Below are 21272 nucleotides of genomic sequence, written 5' to 3'. Positions count from 1 at the left end.
TGGCTTGGCCATCGCTGCTTTTATCAGGGGGGCACGCTGCTGCGCTCGGTGGCGCATCTGCCGTTCATATTGCTCCAACGCTGTACACCCTACGCCCAAGCTCAGGCGGTAGCGCTGTTCCATTCACGACAGAACAATTCCTGATTACGACTGGCCCTGGGATCGGCGCCCAGCACCTCGACGTGCTCAAGCGCAGAAGATTCAAAGGTTTGAGCCGAGTTAATGAATTCTATTTGTATACATATAGAATTCAGTGAGTATTGACCGGCTTGTGCGCCCGTGCCAGTCTCGCTGCACGCGCCCGGTGGGGAGCCCTCGGCAAGCCCGGGCGTGTACTCGGCATAGGCGTCACTTATAAATTCACAATAAAGGTAAGAGCCAATGGGTTACATGAAGAAAGCGCTCTGTGCGCTCGCGATGTTAAGCGCAGCGGTGCTCAACGCGCAGGCGGAAGACAACGTGATCCAGATGGGCACCCTGTCGTGGGAAGACCTGACACCCATTACCGGTATTACAAAGAAAGTGCTCGAAGACTCCGGCTACACGGTCAAGGTGACATCGTTTTCCGAATGGGGCATTGCCTACGCTGCACTGAGCAAAGGCGATATCCAGATTCTGGCGTCGCAGATTGACTACGTCGCTCAGGATTACTGGAACCGCAACAAGAACCGGCTGGAGAAGTTGTCCCCGGTTTCACACGGGTTGTACCAGGGCATCGCGGTGCCCAAGTACGTACCCATCGACTCCCTCGAACAACTCAACGACCAGGCCGATAAGTTCAGCAACAAGATCATTGGCATTGAGCCAGGCTCTGGGCTGATGAGCGACGCGGCGAAAGCGGTCACCGAGTACGGTATTCGGCTCAACCTGCTGGAGGGCAGCTCTGCGGCCATGACCGCGGCGCTGAAGTCGGCCATCGACCGTAAGGAATGGGTGGCGGTGACGATCTGGGAGCCTTCCTGGATGTCGCAGAAGTACGACCTCAAGTTCCTCAAGGACCCCAAAGGGGTGTTCCCGCCACCGCAGGGCTACTACTGGATCGGGCAAAAAGGCTTCGCGGAAAAGAACCCCCACGCCCGTGAAGTGCTGGCCGGGGTCTATGTGCCGCTCAGCGATATCACCGCCATCAATGGCGAAGTCAAGGACGGCAAGACCATGGACCAGGCCGTCGCGGACTGGACATCGCGTAATGCCGAGTTGATCAGACGCTGGGAAAACATCAAAAAGCCCTGACCTTAAGCGTGACCGCTGAAGGAGGGCGGTCACGTTCATGACTGCCGATCTGCCACTGACACTGCCGTAAACGACTTAAACAATAAAACCAGAAATTGCTGGGTTGACGGGTGTGAAATGAAGAGTTCAGTTAGTTGCGCTGATGATGTGCTGGTAAGTTGCCGTGGTGTGTGGAAAGTGTTCGGCGAGCATGTTGAAGATGCGATCCAGGCGAGCCGCGATCACGGCATCTCCAAAAAGCAGATACTGCAGGACCATGGCTGCGTCATCGGCGTGTCCGACGTAAGCCTGGACGTCAAGCGGGGCGAGATTTTCTGCATCATGGGGCTCTCGGGCAGCGGCAAATCGACCCTCATCCGGCTGCTGAACAAGCTGATCGAACCCAGTGCAGGGCAGGTGCTGGTCAAGGGGCAAGACCTGGCCGCGCTCGATGGCCCGGCATTGCGCAACGTCCGTTCGCAGCACATCGGCATGGTGTTCCAGAGCGTGGCGCTGCTACCCCACCGGACGGTGTTGGATAACGTCGCGTTTGGCCTGGAGGTACAGGGCGTCGCCAAGGCCGACCGGCTCTCGGCGGCCCAACGCTCGCTGGACAAGGTGGGTTTGAGCGATTGGGCCTCGCGCTACCCAAGCGAGCTGTCCGGTGGCATGCAGCAACGCGTGGGGCTTGCGCGGGTGCTTACCTGCGACCCTGAGATCATCCTGATGGATGAACCGTTCAGTGCGCTGGATCCGTTGATCCGCCGCCAGCTGCAGGACGAGTTTCGCAGCCTGACGAAATCCCTGGGCAAGTCGGCAGTATTCATTACCCATGACCTGGAAGAGGCCATCCGCCTGGGCGACCGTATCGCGATCATGAAGGACGGTGTGATCATCCAGGTCGGTACCGCTGAAGACATCGTCTTGAACCCGGCCGATGGCTATGTGGCCGACTTCGTTGCCGGGATCTCACGCTTGCATCTGGTGAGGGCGCACTCGGTAATGTCCTGTCACGCAGAGTGGGGCACGCGCCACCCACACATCGACCTCGGTACGCTACCGGTTGCAAGCCCGCAGGCCGACCTTGACGAGCTGATCAATTGCCTGGTCTTGTCCAGGCGTGAAGCCTTGCTGATCGTGGACGACGGCCAGCCCATCGGTATTGTCACACCCACCGACCTGCTCCGTGGGGTGCAAGGCGCTGAGCGGGAGGCGAGGGCATGAACCTGTCGACCTTTCCCGCCAATTTCGATGCCGCTGTAGACGCCGGGCTGGAATGGTTGACCGACAGCGGCGCCCAAGTATTCGACTGGATCAACGGGGTGCTCACCAGCCTGGTAGATGCTTTGTCATGGGTCCTGAACCTGGCGCCGTTTTACGTCGTGGCGTTGGCGATCGGCGCACTGGCCTGGCGGCTGTCGGGGCACTGGCGATCAGCAGCGCTGACGGTCATCGGTCTGCTGGTATGCGCACTGATCGGCATGTGGAGCGAGACCATGAGCACACTGGCGCTGGTCCTGGCGGCAACCACATTGGCATTGCTGGTCGGCATCCCATGCGGTGTGATCGGTGGGCTGTGGCCCAAGCTCGACGGTGTGGTCGAGCCAGTGCTGGACCTCTTGCAAACCCTGCCACCCTATATCTACCTGCTACCGGCTATCGCCTTGCTGGGTTATGGCTCGGCGACCGCCTTGGTGGCGACGTTCATTGTCGCTATCCCGCCGGTGCTGCGCCTCACTGCGCTGGGTATTCGCATGACCCCACGCGCTTTCATCGAACTGGGCGAGGCTAGTGGCACCCGCCCAATGCAGCTGTTCTTCAAGATCCGCCTGCCGTTCGCCTTGCCCAGCATCATGACTGGCGTCAATCAGAGCCTGATGATGGCGTTCGGCATGGTGGTGATTGCGGGGATCGTGGGCTCGGGGGGGCTTGGCGAAGCCATCTACGGGGCCATACGCACGCTCGATATTGCCCGCTCCATCGATGCTGCCCTGGCGATCGTCATCCTTACCCTGATCCTGGATCGACTGGCACAAAACGCCACCCCTTCGCAGCGCGAGGCCCAGAATAATGCTCACTGACATGCGCTTTTCTCCGGGTGCCGTGCTGGCGCCAGGGGTCGACTGGCTCAATGCCAACTTCCACCCGTTGTTTGCATTCATCAGCCGTGTGGTCGACGCCGTGCTGGGTGGGTTCGAGGCGGCGCTGCTGGCGCTGCCTGCGTGGGGGGTGATTGCGTTGGTCACCGCGCTCGCCCTGGTGATGATCAACGTGCGTACGGCCGTGCTGGCCGCCGCCATGCTGGGCTTCTGCCTGCTTTCGGGGTTGTGGACGGCATCCATGCAGACACTCGCACTGGTATCAGTGTCCGTGATGCTGTCAGTGATGATCGCGTTCCCGCTGGGCATCCTCGCGGCTCGGTTCAAGCGTTTCGAGCAAGCCTCCAGCCCCGTGCTGAACATCATGCAGACCGTACCGCCGTGGGTCTACCTGATACCTGCGGTGATGATTTTCAGCCTCGGCAAGGTGCCCGCCATCATGGCCACCGTGATCTACGGGGTGGCACCCATGATGCGCCTGACCACACTGGCGTTTCGCCAGGTGCCGCGCCACCTGCTGGAACTGGGCCAGGCACTGGGCGCTACGCCCCGGGTGATTCTGTGCAAGATCGAGATCCCTTCGGCTGCCCCCACACTGCTGGTAGGCCTGAACCAGTGCATCCTGCTGTCCCTGGCCATGGTGGTACTGGCCGGCCTGGTGGGCGCTGGCGGCCTTGGTGCTGAAGTGACCCGGGGCCTGACGCGCATGGAGATGGGCCTGGGGCTACGGGCAGGGCTGGCCATCGTGGCCGTTGCGTTGCTGCTGGACCGTCTGTCACGCGGCTTGCTGCAGCGTAAACCGGTACGCCAACACTAAGGAGATCTGCATGCGCAAGACGTTCTTCTGCATCGATGCCCACGCCTGTGGCAACCCGGTGCGTGTAGTGGTCGGGGGCGCGCCGTTGCTGCCCCATGTCTGCATGGCCGAGCGCCGTGCCCTCTTTTTGCGTGATCACGACTGGATGCGCAGGGCACTGATGTTCGAACCGCGTGGGCATGACGTGATGTCTGGCGCCATGATTTACCCGACGGTGCGTGAGGAATGTGATTTCGCCGTGCTGTTCATCGAAGTCAGCGGCTGCCTGCCGATGTGCGGCGCCGGCACCATCGGGCTTAGCACGGTGGTGCTCGAGCACGGGCTGGTATCACCCCGAACGCCGGGGCGGCTGGCTATCGAAACGCCAGCCGGCAAGGTGGAGGTGGAGTACGTTGAAGCCCAGGGCAAGGTGAGTTCGGTGCGGTTGATCAATGTGCCGAGCTACCTCCACCAGGCTGACCTCGAAGTATCAGTGCCAGGCCTTGGGGTACTAAAGGTAGACATCGCCTACGGGGGCAATTATTACGCCGTCGTCGAACCTCAGCCTGGCTGGCCCGGGCTGGATGGCCTGTCGGCGGCGCAGATCGTCGACCAGAGTCGGCGTTTGCGCAGTGCACTTGCCCCGCTGTGCGACCCCAGGCACCCGGAGCACGATGACATCCGCGGGGTGCACCATGTGCTCTGGTGTGATGCAGGGCGGCAGGCCGAAGCCGATGGGCGCGGTATCGTCTTTTATGGTGACAGTGCCCTGGACCGTTCGCCAGGCGGCACCGGCACTTCAGCTCGGCTGGCACAGTTGTACGGCAGAGGGCGGCTACGGGTGGGCGATACGTATTGCAGCGAGAGCCTGATCGGCACTACCTATGTCGGGCGTGTCGAGTCGGCCTGTAAAGTGGGCGAGTATGATGCCGTGATCCCAAGCGTTTCGGGGTGGGCCCGTGTGACAGGGCTGAACACGCTGTTCGTGGATGAGCGTGACCCGTTGGCGCATGGATTTCAGGTGCTGTGACGGACGGGTAGTTGCAGTGACAGGTCGAGGCCAGGGCTTGTAGCGGCACCGGCCTCGTCCTGCTTACGATCTACCTGGAGGGTAGGGGCGCTTAGCTTTAGCCTCCGCCACCCGCGCCACCCGCACCACCCGCACCACCCGCACCACCCGCGCCGGAGCCGCTTGAGCCGCCCGTGCCACCGCCCATGTTCGACCCACTACCGTTGCCGTTTCCGGTATCGGTCTCTGAGCCGTCGGTAGTGCCATCCCCACCGGTGTTGTCGGTGCCGTTGCTCCCGGTACCGCTAGCGCCGGTACCCATGCCATCTCCGGGCGTACCTGAGCCTGTGGCTCCGCCATTGCCATTCATGTGGCCGCTGTCTTGAGTTTGCGCGCCCGGTGCGCGTTGGTCGTTCATGTCGGTCGCTGCCAGCGCCAGGGGCGCGCTGGCGCCAAGACACAGAGCCAGCACTAGCGATTGGGGCTTGAGGATCTTCATGGTGTATCTCCTTTTGGATGCTCACCCTTGCTTTGTCCTGCCCGCCGGGCGACCTGTGCGATGCGGCCGACGTAAGGGACGAACAGCCTCGGCGCCACACTTTGCGGCGCACGTAAGCACGGCTCCTTGTCTAACGCGCACATTGCGGTTGAACATCACGCCAAGCCCAGGCTCTGACCAGTAATGGTCAAGCGAGGACGTTCAGATGAGCATCGAACGCAGCATCCCCGAACTTGCAGCTTGGTATGCCCAATACGACGACATCAGCTACCGGCAAGCATCGCCCGACGCCTACCACCATGAACTGGTCCGCACGGCTGAGGCCCTGCGTGACGACGGCATCATTGACTGGGACGACTGGCTGGCGCTCAAGTCGCTCGCCGACCAGGCGCATGTGCGCGCACTTGAAGATGCGGTGGCGGCCCACGTCAGTGACCCGGACGCATGAAAGCCCTGAAGATCGCCACCTTCAACATCAACGGTATCCGCAGCCGCCTGCCGGCGTTGCTGGCCTGGCTGGCGCGTGAACGGCCCGATATTGCCTGCCTGCAGGAACTGAAGGCAGCGGATCGGCAGTTTCCGCGCCAGGAGATCGAAGCAGCGGGGTACGGCTGCCTTTACCTGGGGCAGCCGGCGTGGAACGGCGTGGCCGTGCTGGCCCGTGACAGCGAGCCGCTGGAAGTTTCCCGGCACCTGCCCGGCATGCAGGACGATTACCAGAGCCGCTACCTGGAAGCTGCCGCCCACGGGGTGCTGGTGGGCTGCCTGTACCTGCCTAATGGCAATCCGCAACCCGGCCCTAAGTTCGACTACAAGCTGCGCTGGTTGGGCTGCCTGGTCAAGCATGCACAAACGCTGTACGACAGTGGTCACCCAACGGTGCTGGCCGGTGATTTCAATGTGGTGCCGACTGACATGGACATCTATAACCCGCGCACGTGGGGCAAGGATGCGCTGCTCCAGCCTGAGTCCCGTGCGGGGTTCGAACAGCTGCTGGCGCAGGGCTGGGTCGACGCCATCCGCCACGTGTACCCTGACGAGCGCATCTATACGTTCTGGGATTATTTCCGCAACCACTGGGCCCGCAATGCCGGGTTGCGGATTGACCATCTGTTGCTCAATAGGGAGCTTGCGCCCTATCTGAAAAGTGCGGGTGTCGATGCCTGGGTGCGGAATGAAGCTAAGGCCAGCGATCATGCGCCTGTCTGGATCGAGTTGGGTGCGCGTCGTCGACGCTGATAGTGCAGCTATCGCCTAATAGGCGAGACGGTGTTTGGTCACGTCATAACGCCTACGGCTGCACGCCGCCATATCAAGCGTAAGAGGGTGATTGACCAGTTAGCCAAGGCTACGCACAAAACGGTTGTCAGCAATGTCTGCATACCATGGCTAACAATGATTGTGCCGGCCAGCAATGGAAAGCCAAAAACACCGATAAAGTAAGAAAGGCTGAACAGCACCAACGATTGAGCGGTTTTTCCAGAAGGTGCTTCATTGGCAGCCAACCCGTTGATCACTGAATAGGTCAAGCCATAGCCAATACCCAGCAGGACGGCGGCCACCAGATAAGTAACAGGTGAGTTGACGGAGAACATGAACATCAGTACCGAAATGACCATCAAGGCGGTCAGCAAGAAGGACATGAGGTAGGGGTCGCGCTGGGTAATCAGTCCTGCAATCAGCAACCGGCAAGAGATGGCTGCGCACATGAACCCAAGGAAAAACACGGAGTAATCCAGGTGATGCAGAGCGGCATAGGAGGTCTGGAAGCTTGACAGGCCACCAAAGATGGCTCCCCCAAGGCCGACCATGATGATTGCGAATACGGCTTTGGAACGTAACACCGAGCCGGCTGCTTGCGCGCTGATCTTGCAGACCAACACGGGGCCGAGGTCAGCTTGCTGGCGCTTGATTTTAGGCGAGAGAAGGAAAAACAGGACACCGCCTAACAGGCTAGCCGTAGCCGCGACCATGAATGCGGATTCAATCGAGTAGCCGGCGGCAATGGCCGTGCGACCCATCAGTGGTCCAGTGCCAATCCCACTCATCATACTGCCCGAAAGGAGGGCGAAATACCTCACTCGACGGGCAGGCTCGATGATCATGGCAACAATAATGGGCCCAAGGGTGTAAAAGATACCCCAGCCAAACCCCAACACCAGGCCAAATGCCAACAATGCGGTACCGAAGGTGGTCACGCAGGCAAAGCCTGCGCATGCTAACGCCAGCAGTAATGCCCCGGCAGCGACAGCCCTGGATGCGCCAAAAAAGTCGGTTAAGTGACCCGAGAAAATCACCGCTACAACGGTGCTGATCATGGCCACCGAAATGACGACGCCGGCATCCGATTCAGTGCCACCGTGGGCCTTGAGCATCATCGATAACAGAAACGTCATGCCATAGGACATGGACAACAAGTAACTGGCGAGGCAGAAGAGGCCGAATAACCCTGTTGCCGGGGCACGTGCCGATGGTTGAGACGTGGGCATGATACTTTCCTTGTAGAGTGATCAAGCATCGACTAAAACCGCAACATGGACTTCAGCTCAGGCCACCAATGCTGTTGTCAGCCCCTCACTGTCCTGCACATGTATAACCCATTCACTGATACAAAGCTGCAAGCATAACGGGTTGCATTAGATTGTACGATCTGACGCAGCCCAGCCGGCCACGCCTTATTTCTCGATCGTGTCCCAGGAAGTGGTGTAACTCATCATGGCTCTGGCCACTGAGTTTGCCGTTTAGTTGATCACGGCCGACAGCTTGGCCTATGGATTATCGCTGACGGATTCAAAGGCCTCCAACCGCATATATCGCCGTTGTAGGCACCATTCGTCGTTCTGCTCCAGCAGCATCGCCCCTACCACCCTTGTGATCTCGGGATCGTTGGGGAAGATGCCCACGACGTCGGTGCGGCGCTTGATCTCTGCGTTGAGCCGCTCCAGTGGATGGGTGCTGTGCAGTTGCTGTCGATGCGCTTTGGGAAACGCCATGTGCGCAGAAGCGCCGCTACCATGGTGCGCTGGTCCTCGCCGACATGGGCCATGGCGTTGCGCATGAAATGCACGCGACAGCGCTGCCAGGTCGCGTTGAAGACCTTGGAAACCGCAGCCTTCAAACCTTCGTGGGCATCGGAGATGACCAACTTCACGCCACGCAGGCCGCGCCGCATAAGGCTTCGCAGGAAGTCCGTCCAGAACGGCTCGGCCTCCGACGGCCCAACCCGCATGCCCAGGACTTCGCGGCCACCATCAGTGTTCACGGCCACGGCAATTATTACAGCGACCGAGACGATGCGCCCGGCCTCCCGCACCTTGACGTACGTGGCGTCGATCCACAGGTAAGGCCAGTCGCCTTCCAAAGGGCGATCAAGGAAGGCGTGGACGCGTTCATCGATCTCGCCAGCCAGCCGTGACACCTGGCTCTTGGAAATGCCGGTCATGCCCATGGCCTTGACCAGCTCGTCCACCGAGCGCGTTGAAACGCCTTGGATATAGGCTTCCTGGATCACCGCCGCCATGGCCTTCTCGGCAGTACGACGAGGCTCAAGAAAGCCGGGGAAATAACTGCCCTGACGCAGTTTCGGGATCTTGAGATCGACATCGCCAGCGCGGGTTTGCCAGAGGCGATCCCGGTAGCCGTTGCGGCTGTTGATCCGGTCAGGGCTTTTAACGTCGAAGCCGGCGCCGCACAGGCTTTCGACATCGAATTCCATCATGCGTTGGGCAACGAACTGGATCATTTGCTTGAGCAGATCAGCGTCTGCCCCTTTCTCAACCAACTCGGTCAGTGCGATAGTGGGCTTGGTCATCGTGGTTTCCCTGGTGAGTGTTAGGTCTTCGCAAACTCAACGTTAGCCAAGAACCACGATGACCACCCTCTTTCGCCCACAGGGCGCCTTCGGTTGGTTCAGTTACACCACTTCTCGGGACAGGATCAATTTTCGCCCGGTCTGGGCTGATCGGAGCGGTACCATTGATAGGTTGGTGGAGAGGACACGGGTGCACCCAGTGCCTTACTATGCCCCAACTGACATAGCGTTTCTTCCATCAATGGCCAAATTCTTTCCAGCACTCGATCATGCGGAATTCCGCAGCAAAGGCGAATTTACGCTTTTTCAGGAACTAGCGGCACTTGACGATGGGTTTGTCGTCATCCATTCGCTACCTTGGCTACGCGGCCGGACGAAGCGGGTGTACTCGCAGGATCTGCAGGACTACCTGCGAGTTTCCTTAGAGAGAAGGCACCTGTCTGGCGAGGTGGACTTCGTGATCTTACATGCGGAGCTGGGTGTGCTTTGCATAGAGACGAAGTCAGGTTTTTATCAACCTTCGGGCGTTCGATTCATTCACGAACGTGACGGTTATGAAATCGATCCTCTGAACCAGGTCAAGGACAACGCTTTCGTTCTCGTCGATATGTTGCAATCGTGGCAGATGAAGTGCCCAGTCGGTTATGCAGTGCATTTTCCAGATTTCGATCTGGAGAGCTCGCAAATCGCCAGTGCATACGTGCCGCTCGACCAGCAGTTGCCCGACGGTATTCTAATTCTCCAAAAGCACCGTCAGGACATGCCTTCGCGCATAATCCAATTGATGGAGCACTGGAAGTCCGCACTGAACTACGACATCAAGGATAATTTCAGCGATGAAATCAAAAAATTTATCGACTCCGTCTGGCCGCGGGCATTACAGGAAGGGGCGCTTGGCCGGAAAATCGTTGCGGACAGCGAGTTGTGGCTTCAATTAGACAAAAAGCAGGCGAATCAGGTGGCATTGTGCGTCGACTCTGGTCAAAGGTTGATCGCGGGGTTTTCGGGCAGCGGCAAGACGTTGATAGCGCGTTCTCTTGCTGAGCAGCTTGTCGCTCGGGACCTCAAGGTACTGTTCCTTTTGAAGAACCGGCAGATTACGCATAAGGTGGCCGCACAATTGAGCCAGTTTGGCCGGGCGGTGACTGTTCAAACCTTTCATTCCTACTGCGAGTCCCAGGGCAAGCGGAATCGGGAAAACAGCTCCGGCGAGCCTAACTATGACGAGCATCACCTAGCCCTGCATGGGTCGGTAGATCAACAGTACGCGGCGTTGATCATTGATGAGGCCCAGGCGCTCAATGAGGCCGATCATTTGGCGCTGCGCGACCATTTCGCCAACGCACGCAAGTTCGTTTTTGCTGATGAGCTCCAGGTACTACCCGGGATTGAAAAAGGCAGTTCCTATCGATTTCTGGAGGATACCTATGGCGAGCGATTCTTCTATTTAGCAACGGTCTACCGGAATCCCGGAGGCATCACTCAGACGATGATGGAGATGCTGCCGCCACGACATGAGGTGAATTGCCCTCGGCCGATCTCCGTGAAAGACTTGTCCAGAAGCATTAGCTGGGATGTCTCCAAGACAATCCAGACCATGATGGCGAGCCTTGCTAAATCAGGTGTGATGAACGAGGACTTGATCGTGCTAAGTCAGTTCTCCTCGTCGCTTGAGGAGATGAAAGTTCCACGGTCCACGATCTCGGCGTATCGCGGTATGGAGGCGCCAGTCGTCATCGTCGTAGCAGGCTTCGAAATGGATGACATTACATTGGCTTGCGCTCTCGGGCGAGCTACCACTCGTGCCTATGTCATCGTACCTATCGAACTGCTTGTGGGTCATAGCAGCGTAAAATCAGACTTCCTGCGCAAAGGCTTGGGGAATATTGATCGTAAACCAGTGCTCGATCAGGATGCCCGTGCTCCGGCCCCACGATTTATCGTTAACAAAATGCAAAAATACGCCGACGTGTACGGAAGACACGAAATCTTCGGCGAAGGATTTGTTTACGCAAGCCGATGGAGGCGTTGGGTATATGAAGGCGGCGCCAGGTGGAGCAATCGCGGAGTTCAGCTTTGGGGTTGGTGGATATCGCTATCGACAGGTGTTCCCATAGCTGGAATCGACGTTGTGCGTAATGAACTGACAGAGGGTTATCTGAAGCCTTGCACCGAATGCGATACGATGACACCGCATAACAGGTACGGCGCATGTCTGACTTGCCTCGCGGAGCCACTGGGCGAGGCCACGGTTTTTGAGGTCGCCCAGCAGGCGGTTGAATTGGGTACTGCGCGATCAATGAGGCGCGGGCAATCGTTAATCAAGGTGGCCGCACTGGTCGGCAATTTTCAATTTCCGCGCTCTAATGACCCAGTGCATGGGATTAGTGAAGTCCCTGTCCTATTCCTCGCCACTACGATCGTCGAGTTTCGGATGCGCAATGATGCGACCGTTGCCACTAAATCCGAGATAGTGCAATGGTTGCGGGATGGGTTGGTAACCAGTGACCTGGATGACTCCATCGAGAGTCTTGCGGGACGCGCGATAGGCAGTCTCTGTGGGCAGAAGCTCATGGTGAAGATTGAGGCCGGAAAGTACCGGCTCACCGATTCTCAATAGACTCGTAAAAGAGCGGGCATCCTTTTCAAACCATCCAAAGCATGCCCTCAAATATGCCCGAACTGTAGCAATTCGCTGGGAGTATATGTCTATTCGAAGCTAGAAAAACGCAGAAGTGACCAGCTAACAAGCATGCGCGAAGCCCCTAAAGACTGTCAGGGTCCCCGAAGAACATTCGGGCATCCATGCTAATCAACAAGTTATGAGCGGGAAATTGAATGTGTACCCCCAGAAGTACCCCTTTCTGTAGTGGTTACGAGTGGACGATAGTGGACGCACTGAAGGGCGGTGTTGAACGTGCTATCACTCGCCAAAGCGTGCCGCTTACGCTTTGGGCTCGTCCCAGTGGCTACGCGTCGCAGCAGTCAGCGCATCCCAGTCATCAGGAGGGTTGCCGCGGCCCAGCATCTTCTCGAATACGGCGTAGGGATCTGATTTGCTGCCTGCGGACCGTAGGGTATTTTCGTCGTTGACCTATGCATAGACGATGAGCTTGGACCTTGAGTCGTAGCGAAAGAACAGCCGAAAGCGCCTGCCGATTTTTGCTCGGCGCCAATGTCTGTAGGCGGTGCCCAGCGTGTTGCCCTGGCGGAACTCATCACGGCCTGGGTCGGCAGGTACAGCCTCCATGATCAGATGGCTCAATGCCCGAAACAGCTTGACGTTGGCGTTGCTCTCAAAACCTTGCGGATCGTTCTGTTCAGCTCGGGCGGCGGCTTCGTGCAATTTGCGTAGCTGTAAAGTCACACCTTCATGGAACAACAGGGTCCAGCCATTTCGCAGCATCAAATCGCAACCTCACCATCGATATCTTCGTCCAGGTTTACGGAGTGCTTTGCGTTGGCGAGCATGGTTTGCGCCAAGTCTTCTGGCAGAGTAGTGAGGTTGCGGCCGCCTCGGATATCAGCCTCCAGCAAACCCAGGAACGCACCGATGGCAGGGTCTTCGTGGGTGGTTTCTACGCGGCTGACCACGATTTCACCCCCGCGTACGTCGAATGCAATTTTGCCACCAGTGTCAATGCCCAAAAGCTGGCGAACGGATTTGGGCAGTGTGACCTGTCCCTTCGAGGTAAGCGTTGCGATTTCGTGGATGGCAGGCATGGGCGTTCTCCCGAATGTATTGATTGAATAGTAAGGAAAAATCCTTACATGGTCAATCTTGGCTTTCTGCTGATCAAGCATAGGCGGGGAGGACGCTCAATAGCGCAGCAGGATGAGTTACACCACTTCCAGGGACATAAGAGGTTTCTCGGGATTGCGTACAGCCTCTAAAGCGCTTCCTGTTCGACAATAAACCCTGCCTTGAATAATTCCTCACTCAGGCTTGTCCAGCCCGCTAATTCTGCGAAATGCTTCATCCGAGTCAGCGTCCGTTTCGAGGCCGGCTTTCTCATGTTCATAGGGACATGATCGGGGGTCATGGCATGAGGCATGAGCGCATGACCGACGGCCGCTGATGTTTTGGCCAGAACAGACGCGATGCGAAAGCCGCCTTCGTCGACATCCCCCCAGTGATGAACGGGCGTTCCTGGCGCAATGCCCGACAACAATCGCTGATACATAGCCCGCCACGCCGGGGATGGCATGCCAGCTGTGTAGATTAGTAAAGTGGGACGACTAGGATGACGCTTGGCCTCAGAATGGAACGTAGTTAGGTTTTCGATGGTAAGCACGCTTTCTACTGGCCCTGAGATCGACTGAATGGCAGTCGCAGGCAAACCTGTATACGGCTCGTCGAGCATGGCCGTCACCCGAGTCCTGACGATGGCCACGTTGCCGGCCAGCAGTACAGGTTGCTCCTCCTTGAACAGGCCAAGCTCCTGCCAGACCTCTGCGGGTGTTCTCGCCGCCGCTTCAATCGACCCTTGCAGCAGAACATCCAGTTGGACTGTCAGTTGCTCGATCCTTTTGCTGTTGCGAAGCAGGCGGGCGCTCATTTCGCGCACGGGCGATAGTGTAACGTCCTGCATCTGCAAGCACTGGTCGATTACGGTGATGGCCTCGATCCAGTTGCTTGCGTCTGTCGGTCCGTAACTACGCACATTGGCCATGCGCGACCACCGCTCGATGACTTCCTCCAGCACGTCATACCGCGCCAGATGAGGTGCAAGCAGCTCTCTGGCATCGGCCATGATCTCTTGATGCGTTGTCTGCTTCAAAAAACGGGCGAGTACGGAGGTATCGATCAGCTCAATCCGCTCGATGAGCCCGTCCTCAGGATTGAGTTTGTCGCGCAAGAAGTTGATAGCGCCGGCATCCCGTGCGGCGAGGAAGATTTCCTCGCACTCACGTTTCTGATGCCAGTTTCTCAGCGACCCATAAGGCTTGAGTTTGGCAGCAGTCAGCGCGGGGGCATGCTGACGCACTCCCGCCTCTGATTTGTTACCCATTTTTAGCAGTTTCAGAAGAAGCTCCTGGGCGATCTGTTCTGTCATAGCGCCGCCCCGTCAGGAGAGATCTGAGGGCCGTTTGACTTTGCCTTCATCGACAGCATCTCTTCTTCGATCAGCTCTGGATGAAACTCCCAGAGATCCTCACGGAATTGATCCCGCATCGCCTGGGTAACATCCACTCGATCAACCTGTACCGCGTGGCGCACGGCGTCCTTCTGAATCTCGAAGTAGTTGTCGAGAAATGCGTTGAGGATCCCGAGATTTTCTCCAGGGCTTGCAAGCAGGACCTGCAGGCCAAGCTCCTGCAGATACTTCATCGTGGCCACAATGTTGGAGGTGTCCATTTTGTCGAATGCTTCATCCAGCATGATCAGGCGTAAGCCGTCATTGGCACCATGGTCCATGCGGTACGCGGACCACAGGCCAGCACCGGCGATGACGTACAGCGGAGCACGATGCTCGCCTCCTGAGCCCGAGCCAATCCGCTTGCTCAGATGACCAATGGTCTTTTCGGTGCCGTCCGGTGCGACCTGCTCGATGCGAATATCGAATTCGTAGAATTCACGATAGTCATCCAGTGGGCTTTTCTCGCCTGCATTGCCAGCAGTGGCCTTTTCCTTGAGTAACTCTTCAAACTCAGGCGGAATGGTGCCAGCCTCACCAAACAGCCCGCCGTCTACGCCGTAGTCAGCGACTTTTTTGATGAAATCGAGCAGAGTTTTGTACTGTGGCCGGGTCTTGTACATGAACTGGTAGCGCTCCCCATTGGTAAACAGTGGAGTACTGCTCAAGGCTGCGTTGAGCCGTTCGAAGGTCTGTCGAAGAAACACAACGTTGGTGTTGAGCGCGATGGCCACGTCCCGCCGAAACGTTTCCTGAGAGGCTTGATACGCATCTTGGGCCTGCGCTTTGTATTCGGGAAGCTCGGTGACTTCGAGCTTTTGTACATAGCTGTCGATCCAGGCCTTGGCGATCCGCCAGTCCTCTAGATCCTGTTGAGTCAGGGACTCTCGGTGTTCCTGAAGGTAGGCCCACAATTGGGTTTGCGCGCTGGTTGCCAGTTTGGTTCCGGCCTGCTCGTCTTGCTGGGACTCTCGGTTGCAATGGGCAACCATCGCCTGTGGCGATTCGAAACGCTCGATCAGTCGGCTCCATTCGGCAGACACGAAACCGGCGTCATAGTCGACCTGCTCACGGCATTGCTGCTTGAGCAGAACGCATTGCTCATAATGAAGCTTGCTGCTGGTATGAGCGGCTACCAGCCCGGGAATAAGTGATTCGCTTCTCGCGGCGGCTGTAGAGGCTGCTCGCTCCTTCAGCTTGAGCTGATTTACGTCACGCTGAAGTGTCGCTATACGTTCGCAGATCTCGAGGTATTCCGCGTCTGCGATGTTGGCCACCCGCTGGTCAGCAAGCTCACTCTGGCGAACGGCTTGCTCGTACGCCGTCATCCGGCTAACGAGCAGGCGGCTGGCAAGCTCGCTGCCGAAACCGTTGGTAAGGTCCAGCGTGTCTTTGACAGCGCTCAGTTGCTCCCGTGTCTGCTTGAGCTTGAGCGTAGCAGATGCCAAGTCGGCCTTGATTCGTTCGGTCTGGCTTCGCGTCCCCGCGCCGATCCGCAGTCTGTCATCATCGAGTTTGAGCCGTTCAAAGTCCCGCGGGCTGACATACATGCCGTCCACGGTGAGAGTTCTTTCACCCTTGAGCGCATCGCCGGTTTTCTCGGCGCGCTTCAGGTTGCCGAGCTGACCGCGCAGATAAGCGACGGCGATGGGATTGGTGCCCTCGATCAATTCTGCGGCCAGACCGTTCAGATTCATAGGGGCCACTTTGACTTGGTTGCTGCGAACGATCTTGACACCGAAGGCCGTTCGGCGCCCCTTCAAGCCGCGGTAGATCGCAAACGCCTGCTCTTCCTGATCTTCAGGCAGCAACAAGGCTTCGGTGTTCTTGCCCAGGTAGGCTTCGATTGCCGGTTGCCAACGTACATCGGTGATCTTCACCAGATCGCACACCGGGGTCGGATGGAGCCCCTCATCCCGCAGCTCTTCCAACAGAATCTGGGCATAGTGGCTCAGCGGTGCCCGTCCTTCTTCGGCCCGTTTGAGTGAGCCTTCCAGAATGCGCACCTGATCTGCGAAATCGGACGCCTGATCCGAAATGTCCTGATGGACGGTCTCCAGCTTTGCCCTGATCTCTTGCCCTAATACTGCCATGGCGTCCAGCGGCGCTCGTAGGGTCTCTACGCTGGCCAAGCCCGGAGTGGCGACCAACAAGCGCAGGCGCGCCGCAAGTGATCGAGCCTGCTCTTGCAGCGCTGTCAGATAAGGCGACTGGGCAACACCCTCCAGTGCGCTGCTGACCTTTTGAAAGTCTCCATTAAATACTTCTGTCTCTCTGGCCAGCTGCTGTTGAGCATTTTGCTGATCCAGCTGGGCGTCTGCATTTTCCTTGTGCGCGGCATGCAGTTGCTGACGCGTGCTCAGGTGACTGAGTTCGCCCTCCGAGGCAGCCAGCGAATCGCTCATGTGTTGGCTGGCAGTATTGAGCTGTTGAGTCGTTCTTCTGGCCTGTTCAAGAACTTCCTCGGCGGTTTCGCAAGCGAGTTGAGCCTCCTCCTCCTGAGCAATGGCTGCCAGGCCACGCCATGAGACTGCACGGCGTAGCTTGGTCTGTGCCTCGAGGTAGCGGCCGGCGACCTTCTTGCCCTGAGCGATTTTCTTTTCAACGTTTTCGATGAGCAGATTGAGGTGTTTGAAGGTGTCGACAATGGCCTTGAACTTCTTGATGTTCGTCGGCTTTCTCTCCAGCACATCGTTGCGGACGATGTGATCGACAGACTTGTCGAACTTCATCCTCAGCGCGAAGCGGAACGCCCGGATGAAGGCATCGTAGGAGGGTTGCCCATTCCTGCCTCTCAACGCGAACAGAATCTGCTTGGTAAAGCTAGACGGGTCATCGTAGAACGGGTTTTCCCCGAGAATCTTCGCGCGTTCCATCAAGCGGGTGCGAAAACTCTTCCAGGGCAGGGGGGTCAGGTCACCTTCAATGGATTGCAGGTGGTCGGCCATGGCCAGTTCAATGCCGTTGACCACATAGCGACCCACCACCGTCGCATCCTCACTGTCGAGTGAGGCTTCAATGCAGATGCCGGTCGTGGTCGGCTCGTTCGTTTCGGTGTTTCTCCAGGTTAGAGTGATGTAGGTCGTGGCGTTAGGGCGTGCGCACTGGGTGATTTCGTCGCCGTACTGCCCCAGGCAATAGGAGCGAAGCGACCGCGACATCTTGACCCCCGATGAGTCGGCTTGGGCGTTGAAGGCCATGTGATTCTTGTTCGCCCCGAACATCGCAATCTGGACCGCATCCAACGCCGAACTTTTACCGCTGCCGTTGGGACCGAAGATGCCGCTGGTTTCTCCTACAGGGAATTCTTCGCTTTCGTACAATAGAAACTGGACCAGCTTGATGCTTTCAAGGCGCTTCATGGGATGTCGTCCGGGCTAGGCTGTTGGGCATCGCTGTCTTCTGCAGGCGGCAGTTCGACGTCACGGTCCTTGGCTCCCCACAGGGCAAGCTGCTGCAGAGCGGCTTCGCCGAGGATGACCCGTATGGCGGGGCGGATCGCGATGCCACCATCGTCGGATTCGATGTTCAGTCCTGACAGATGGGTGTCGCCGGCCTCCAGCCGACGAACGATGCCCCACCGTCTGGCCGTGCGGATCAGGGTTTCAAGCTCACCTTTGGGCGGCAGCTCCCGGTTGGTCATCAGGCGGTATTTTTCCTGCAGCTCGATGAAGTCGCAGATGATTTCCCCACTGTCGTCCGACACCTGGCCCGCGCGCATGCCATCCTCATAGAGCCCGCGTAATACCAGGGCGAACATCGTCTGCGGGATCGTTGCTGTCGTGAGGCTGGGGTGTTGGGGAAGGGCATAGGCGTACAGCAACTGACGATCCACACCGATGGTCACTCCCAGCGGTGCCAGAGCCTTGGCGATATGGCGTTCGTACTGGTCGATGATGGAGTAGATCTTTCGCCCTTTTAGGTCTGAGTGATAGATCACTTGATCCGTGACCAAACGATAGGTGGCCGCAGCAAAATCGTCTTCTTCGTAGTATCCATTCGAATTGCTCGCCAGATCTTGCCAGTGGCTGTTCATGGCTATTCCCTTTTGTGGTCGGATTTTGTTTTGCGCAGACGGATTTGAAATGACTGCGCGATGAGGAAGGGGTGCTCGCTCGTACCGTCTTCGTCGCACACCACATCGAAGCCCGGGATCTGCTTTCGGGCCTGTATTCCGGAGGTGGCGATTTTTGATTTGAGAGCCGTCGCCAGACTGTTGAAGCTTTGGTAGGCGCGCAGGTTTTCAATGCTGTCGACGGGCAAGTCCTGGCTTTTGACCTTGTCGTGTTCACCTAACGCTGCCTTGGCATAGTCGCGTAGTTTTGCCGGAGTAATGCGCCTGCGCTCCTGAGCGCGTCGGACTAGATTGCCCACGGCCCGGGTGTGTTCCGACAACACAGCCTTTCGTAGGGGCGCCGGAGGTAGGCGCTGAATTTCCTTGCGCGGTTGTGCAAGCCTGGCAGCGCTCATCAGCGCATCCGGTGCGAACACCTGCGGTAAGGCGTCCATGGCACCTTCAAACCCGCCTTCCAGTCCGCTGCCCAGCAGCCCGTCGATGGCTTGGCGCAGCAGATCGTCAATGGGACGGATCGTTTGAAGTCGATACTGCAAAACGATCAGTGCGCATTTGTTTGCGCTGCGGACCTCATCGTCTAGGCGCTCAAGATACTCCTCGACGCGATTCAGTTCCTCCAGACGTCGCAGGTCGCGGCCAAAAGCCGCAGCGGCTCTTGCCTCGTCTCCGTCGGCCAGTCGAGTGATGTACCAATTCATCAGCTTGGCCCGGTGTTCGGGGATCGTGGCGAGCTTCTCGACCGCCTGCAAAATATGCGGGCGTTTGGCCAAGGGGTGTTCTTGGGTGCGCAGCTCCTTGTAGTCGCCGATGAACATGTTGACGACGTAGTCCTGAAAGAAGCGGCGAGCGTAGTCTGCGGTGGTCTCCTGAGTGGAAATCGAGGCCATCAGGTCGCGTACATTGGTCCCGGTGGTCCTGATGTAGATGAGCAGATTCCGGCATTGCTCTGCTGCCTCGCGAAACAGGTCCCCGCCCCCTTCGCCCTGCATTACTTTGGTGATCAGCGCATCGATGGAGTGAATTTTTCCGGAGACGAAGACCGGGTCCTTGTCCGCGTAATCGATGAGCAACGTGAGCATCTGGTTCACGGGCGGCGCCATCGAAATGGTTTGAGCGAGCCCATGCTTCTCGGTGCGGAACCAGCCGGCCTGTACTAAGCGGCGGAAGTAGTTCGACGCCCGCTGGTCCACGCTAAGCCCTGGATCATCGCCGTCCTCCAGATGCCAATCGGGCGCGTACCGGATATGGTCTTCGACATCCTGTAAAAGGTCCCGCGGGGCAAAGCCGCGGCTCGGTGGTAACGGTGCATCTGGGCCAAAACGGCGTCGGTACAGGTAACACAGGAGCGACCAGTACTGAAGCCGGTTGGTAGAGGCGAGCGGGCTGAACAATCGATCAGGTATGCGCTCGAACAGCTTCGCGCCAGCGCCTCCTACACTGTGAACATCCATTGTCGTAGATCCTCCATGTTCTCGACAGCCAACTGAAACTCCGGAGGGAGCTGTTTCGACGTATCCGTTGCTGCGCGCAGGTCCTGTATGAAGTACGAGACCATCGCTGCACGACAGCGCTCTACCCGCGCCGCCGTACCTGAAAAGTATTCGAACCGGATCATCTCCTGCTGCGCCTGACTCAATCTAGGATGGGCGATCAGCCGAACCTGAAGTTGTGTGTTCCAGGGGTGGTCATCGTCCGCTGACCGTGCGGCAGGGGTGGCCAGCAGCTTTGGGGAGTCAATGCGTCCCAGCGCGAAATCGCGAAACTCCTGGCGGGTCGAACAAAACGCACGCACGTGCCACCGACGGCCGGCTCGCACGATGCTGTGAGGCGAGATCTCGCGCCGATGGGGTCTAGGGTTGCTCATCGAGCGGTAGTTGATTTGGATGCACCGGGAGAGCTCGATGGCTTCGCTGATCTGGGCAAACACACGCGGCACAGGTGTGGAAATGTCGGGAAACGCATTCCATATCGTTTGCTGGCTGGACGACTCGTTCTGGGTATGGGAAATCCCTACCAATGACAGATAACGATCCAGCGATGAAGAGGTGTCGATCTTTGTGCGGTAAGCCGCTGGAGTGGCCCGATAGCTTCGGGCGACGGAGTCCCACTCCATCCAGTTGGGGTGTTCGCTATGAAATTCACTCATGATCTGACTGACGCGAGTGACCTTCATTCCTAACAGTTCACGCAGGCGTGCGTTGCCGAGTCGACCGCCCCACAACAGCAGGGTCTTGAGGAGTTCGGAACGCTGGATTGGCTCGTTGATCATGAGGATTCACTGGCTCGGAGTAATGGTCGCCAACCATGGCGTACATCGAATATAGCTTACGAAAAATGTAGCTTACAAAAAATGTAAAATTATTTTTTACAGGACATAGCATTGTGAATGCTTGGCTGTAATGGCTCAGGCGGCAGGACGTGGGGCTTCAGTGCAGACGAAAACGTCGGCACTAGAGTGTTTTTCGCAAGTAACAATGCCGAGCGATTTTCATGTTCAGGCAAGGCGCCGCGAGGAGTCGTAGCCCAGCTACGGCGAGGAGCGGCAACGCTTGCTCCATTGGTTTCAATTGGCCATCATTTGAGCCAGTGGCCGCTACAAAAGCGAGCTAAACTCTGCTCCCTCAGATTGAGCT

The 21272-nt window shown here is 57.9% G+C and carries 16 protein-coding genes and 2 pseudogenes; 8 read left to right on the top strand and 10 right to left on the bottom strand.

Annotated elements, in window-relative coordinates:
• Positions 1-381: 381 nt before the first annotated feature.
• The 5 genes from IAE38_RS01855 to IAE38_RS01835 all read left to right on the top strand — a co-directional run bounded on the left by IAE38_RS01855 (position 382) and on the right by IAE38_RS01835 (position 5137).
• Positions 382-1233, top strand: a complete 852-nt coding sequence (locus IAE38_RS01855; RefSeq protein WP_201215502.1) for a glycine betaine ABC transporter substrate-binding protein — start codon at positions 382-384, stop codon at positions 1231-1233.
• 117 nt (positions 1234-1350) lie between these two features.
• Positions 1351-2436: a quaternary amine ABC transporter ATP-binding protein gene (locus tag IAE38_RS01850; protein ID WP_201163165.1), complete on the top strand. Its 1086-nt coding sequence runs from the start codon at positions 1351-1353 to the stop codon at positions 2434-2436.
• The gene (locus tag IAE38_RS01845; protein ID WP_201215501.1) at positions 2433-3293 is read left to right on the top strand and encodes an ABC transporter permease; all 861 of its coding nucleotides are present in this window, start codon (positions 2433-2435) and stop codon (positions 3291-3293) included. The genes IAE38_RS01850 and IAE38_RS01845 overlap by 4 nt, the downstream gene beginning before the upstream one ends.
• Positions 3280-4128, top strand: coding sequence for an ABC transporter permease (locus IAE38_RS01840; protein ID WP_201215538.1), 849 nt, complete (start codon positions 3280-3282; stop codon positions 4126-4128). The genes IAE38_RS01845 and IAE38_RS01840 overlap by 14 nt, the downstream gene beginning before the upstream one ends.
• A gap of 10 nt (positions 4129-4138) precedes the next feature.
• Positions 4139-5137, top strand: coding sequence for a 4-hydroxyproline epimerase (locus tag IAE38_RS01835; RefSeq protein WP_201215500.1), 999 nt, complete (start codon positions 4139-4141; stop codon positions 5135-5137).
• Positions 5138-5234: 97 nt separating this feature from the next.
• Here IAE38_RS01835 and IAE38_RS01830 read toward each other — a convergent pair whose 3' ends face one another.
• On the bottom strand, positions 5235-5615 hold the full coding sequence (locus IAE38_RS01830) for a hypothetical protein (protein ID WP_201215499.1): 381 nt from the start codon (positions 5613-5615) through the stop codon (positions 5235-5237).
• A gap of 205 nt (positions 5616-5820) precedes the next feature.
• Here IAE38_RS01830 and IAE38_RS01825 point away from each other — a divergent pair, with 205 nt between their 5' ends.
• Together IAE38_RS01825 and xth are read left to right on the top strand one after the other, a co-directional pair.
• Positions 5821-6063, top strand: coding sequence for a hypothetical protein (locus tag IAE38_RS01825; RefSeq protein ID WP_028634252.1), 243 nt, complete (start codon positions 5821-5823; stop codon positions 6061-6063).
• The gene (gene xth / locus IAE38_RS01820; RefSeq protein ID WP_201215498.1) at positions 6060-6854 is read left to right on the top strand and encodes an exodeoxyribonuclease III; all 795 of its coding nucleotides are present in this window, start codon (positions 6060-6062) and stop codon (positions 6852-6854) included. The genes IAE38_RS01825 and xth overlap by 4 nt, the downstream gene beginning before the upstream one ends.
• Before the next feature lie 38 nt (positions 6855-6892).
• Here the strand turns inward: xth and IAE38_RS01815 are convergent, their stop codons facing one another.
• Positions 6893-8104 carry an MFS transporter gene (locus IAE38_RS01815; protein WP_201215496.1) on the bottom strand — a complete coding sequence of 404 codons (1212 nt, stop codon included), beginning with the start codon at positions 8102-8104 and terminating at the stop codon, positions 6893-6895.
• A gap of 279 nt (positions 8105-8383) precedes the next feature.
• Positions 8384-9426 (bottom strand): annotated as a pseudogene (locus IAE38_RS01810) (IS256 family transposase).
• 58 nt (positions 9427-9484) lie between these two features.
• Here IAE38_RS01810 and IAE38_RS01805 point away from each other — a divergent pair.
• A complete protein-coding gene (locus IAE38_RS01805; protein ID WP_201215495.1) occupies positions 9485-12046 on the top strand; it encodes an AAA family ATPase in 2562 nt (853 codons plus the stop codon).
• A 324-nt stretch (positions 12047-12370) separates the two neighbouring features.
• Here the strand turns inward: IAE38_RS01805 and IAE38_RS01800 are convergent.
• The 7 genes and pseudogenes from IAE38_RS01800 to IAE38_RS01770 all read right to left on the bottom strand — a co-directional run bounded on the left by IAE38_RS01800 (position 12371) and on the right by IAE38_RS01770 (position 20908).
• A pseudogene (locus tag IAE38_RS01800) lies at positions 12371-12832 on the bottom strand (type II toxin-antitoxin system YhaV family toxin).
• Positions 12832-13149 (bottom strand): type II toxin-antitoxin system PrlF family antitoxin, encoded by a 318-nt coding sequence (locus IAE38_RS01795; RefSeq protein ID WP_092250104.1) that lies wholly within the window; start codon positions 13147-13149, stop codon positions 12832-12834. Before IAE38_RS01795 ends, IAE38_RS01800 begins: the two are co-directional and overlap by 1 nt.
• A gap of 167 nt (positions 13150-13316) precedes the next feature.
• Entirely contained in the window at positions 13317-14483 is a 1167-nt protein-coding gene (locus tag IAE38_RS01790) for a Wadjet anti-phage system protein JetD domain-containing protein (protein ID WP_201215493.1), read from the bottom strand.
• Positions 14480-17926: an SbcC/MukB-like Walker B domain-containing protein gene (locus IAE38_RS01785; protein ID WP_201215491.1), complete on the bottom strand. Its 3447-nt coding sequence runs from the start codon at positions 17924-17926 to the stop codon at positions 14480-14482. Before IAE38_RS01785 ends, IAE38_RS01790 begins: the two co-directional genes overlap by 4 nt.
• Positions 17923-18600: a DUF4194 domain-containing protein gene (locus IAE38_RS01780; RefSeq protein WP_092250095.1), complete on the bottom strand. Its 678-nt coding sequence runs from the start codon at positions 18598-18600 to the stop codon at positions 17923-17925. Before IAE38_RS01780 ends, IAE38_RS01785 begins: the two co-directional genes overlap by 4 nt.
• Before the next feature lie 2 nt (positions 18601-18602).
• Positions 18603-20090: a Wadjet anti-phage system protein JetA family protein gene (locus IAE38_RS01775; RefSeq protein ID WP_201215490.1), complete on the bottom strand. Its 1488-nt coding sequence runs from the start codon at positions 20088-20090 to the stop codon at positions 18603-18605.
• The gene (locus IAE38_RS01770; RefSeq protein ID WP_201215488.1) at positions 20072-20908 is read right to left on the bottom strand and encodes a helix-turn-helix transcriptional regulator; all 837 of its coding nucleotides are present in this window, start codon (positions 20906-20908) and stop codon (positions 20072-20074) included. The genes IAE38_RS01775 and IAE38_RS01770 overlap by 19 nt, the downstream gene beginning before the upstream one ends.
• Between the last annotated feature and the right edge of the window lie 364 nt (positions 20909-21272).

This window comes from Pseudomonas sp. S32 (genome assembly GCF_016648095.1).
Classification (GTDB): domain Bacteria; phylum Pseudomonadota; class Gammaproteobacteria; order Pseudomonadales; family Pseudomonadaceae; genus Aquipseudomonas; species Aquipseudomonas parafulva.
The sequence above is the reverse complement of the archived record's forward strand: the minus strand, read 5'-3'. Positions and strand labels throughout refer to the sequence as shown.

Excerpts from the sequence above, each read along its gene's own strand:
- IAE38_RS01855 (WP_201215502.1), top strand. The coding sequence starts at position 382 with ATGGGTTACATGAAGAAAGCGCTCTGTGCGCTCGCGATGTTAAGCGCA.
- IAE38_RS01850 (WP_201163165.1), top strand. The coding sequence starts at position 1,351 with ATGAAGAGTTCAGTTAGTTGCGCTGATGATGTGCTGGTAAGTTGCCGT.
- IAE38_RS01845 (WP_201215501.1), top strand. The coding sequence starts at position 2,433 with ATGAACCTGTCGACCTTTCCCGCCAATTTCGATGCCGCTGTAGACGCC.
- IAE38_RS01835 (WP_201215500.1), top strand. The coding sequence starts at position 4,139 with ATGCGCAAGACGTTCTTCTGCATCGATGCCCACGCCTGTGGCAACCCG.
- IAE38_RS01830 (WP_201215499.1), bottom strand. The coding sequence starts at position 5,615 with ATGAAGATCCTCAAGCCCCAATCGCTAGTGCTGGCTCTGTGTCTTGGC.
- IAE38_RS01825 (WP_028634252.1), top strand. The coding sequence starts at position 5,821 with ATGAGCATCGAACGCAGCATCCCCGAACTTGCAGCTTGGTATGCCCAA.
- xth (WP_201215498.1), top strand. The coding sequence starts at position 6,060 with ATGAAAGCCCTGAAGATCGCCACCTTCAACATCAACGGTATCCGCAGC.
- IAE38_RS01815 (WP_201215496.1), bottom strand. The coding sequence starts at position 8,104 with ATGCCCACGTCTCAACCATCGGCACGTGCCCCGGCAACAGGGTTATTC.
- IAE38_RS01805 (WP_201215495.1), top strand. The coding sequence starts at position 9,485 with ATGACCACCCTCTTTCGCCCACAGGGCGCCTTCGGTTGGTTCAGTTAC.
- IAE38_RS01795 (WP_092250104.1), bottom strand. The coding sequence starts at position 13,149 with ATGCCTGCCATCCACGAAATCGCAACGCTTACCTCGAAGGGACAGGTC.
- IAE38_RS01790 (WP_201215493.1), bottom strand. The coding sequence starts at position 14,483 with ATGACAGAACAGATCGCCCAGGAGCTTCTTCTGAAACTGCTAAAAATG.
- IAE38_RS01785 (WP_201215491.1), bottom strand. The coding sequence starts at position 17,926 with ATGAAGCGCCTTGAAAGCATCAAGCTGGTCCAGTTTCTATTGTACGAA.
- IAE38_RS01780 (WP_092250095.1), bottom strand. The coding sequence starts at position 18,600 with ATGAACAGCCACTGGCAAGATCTGGCGAGCAATTCGAATGGATACTAC.
- IAE38_RS01775 (WP_201215490.1), bottom strand. The coding sequence starts at position 20,090 with ATGGATGTTCACAGTGTAGGAGGCGCTGGCGCGAAGCTGTTCGAGCGC.
- IAE38_RS01770 (WP_201215488.1), bottom strand. The coding sequence starts at position 20,908 with ATGATCAACGAGCCAATCCAGCGTTCCGAACTCCTCAAGACCCTGCTG.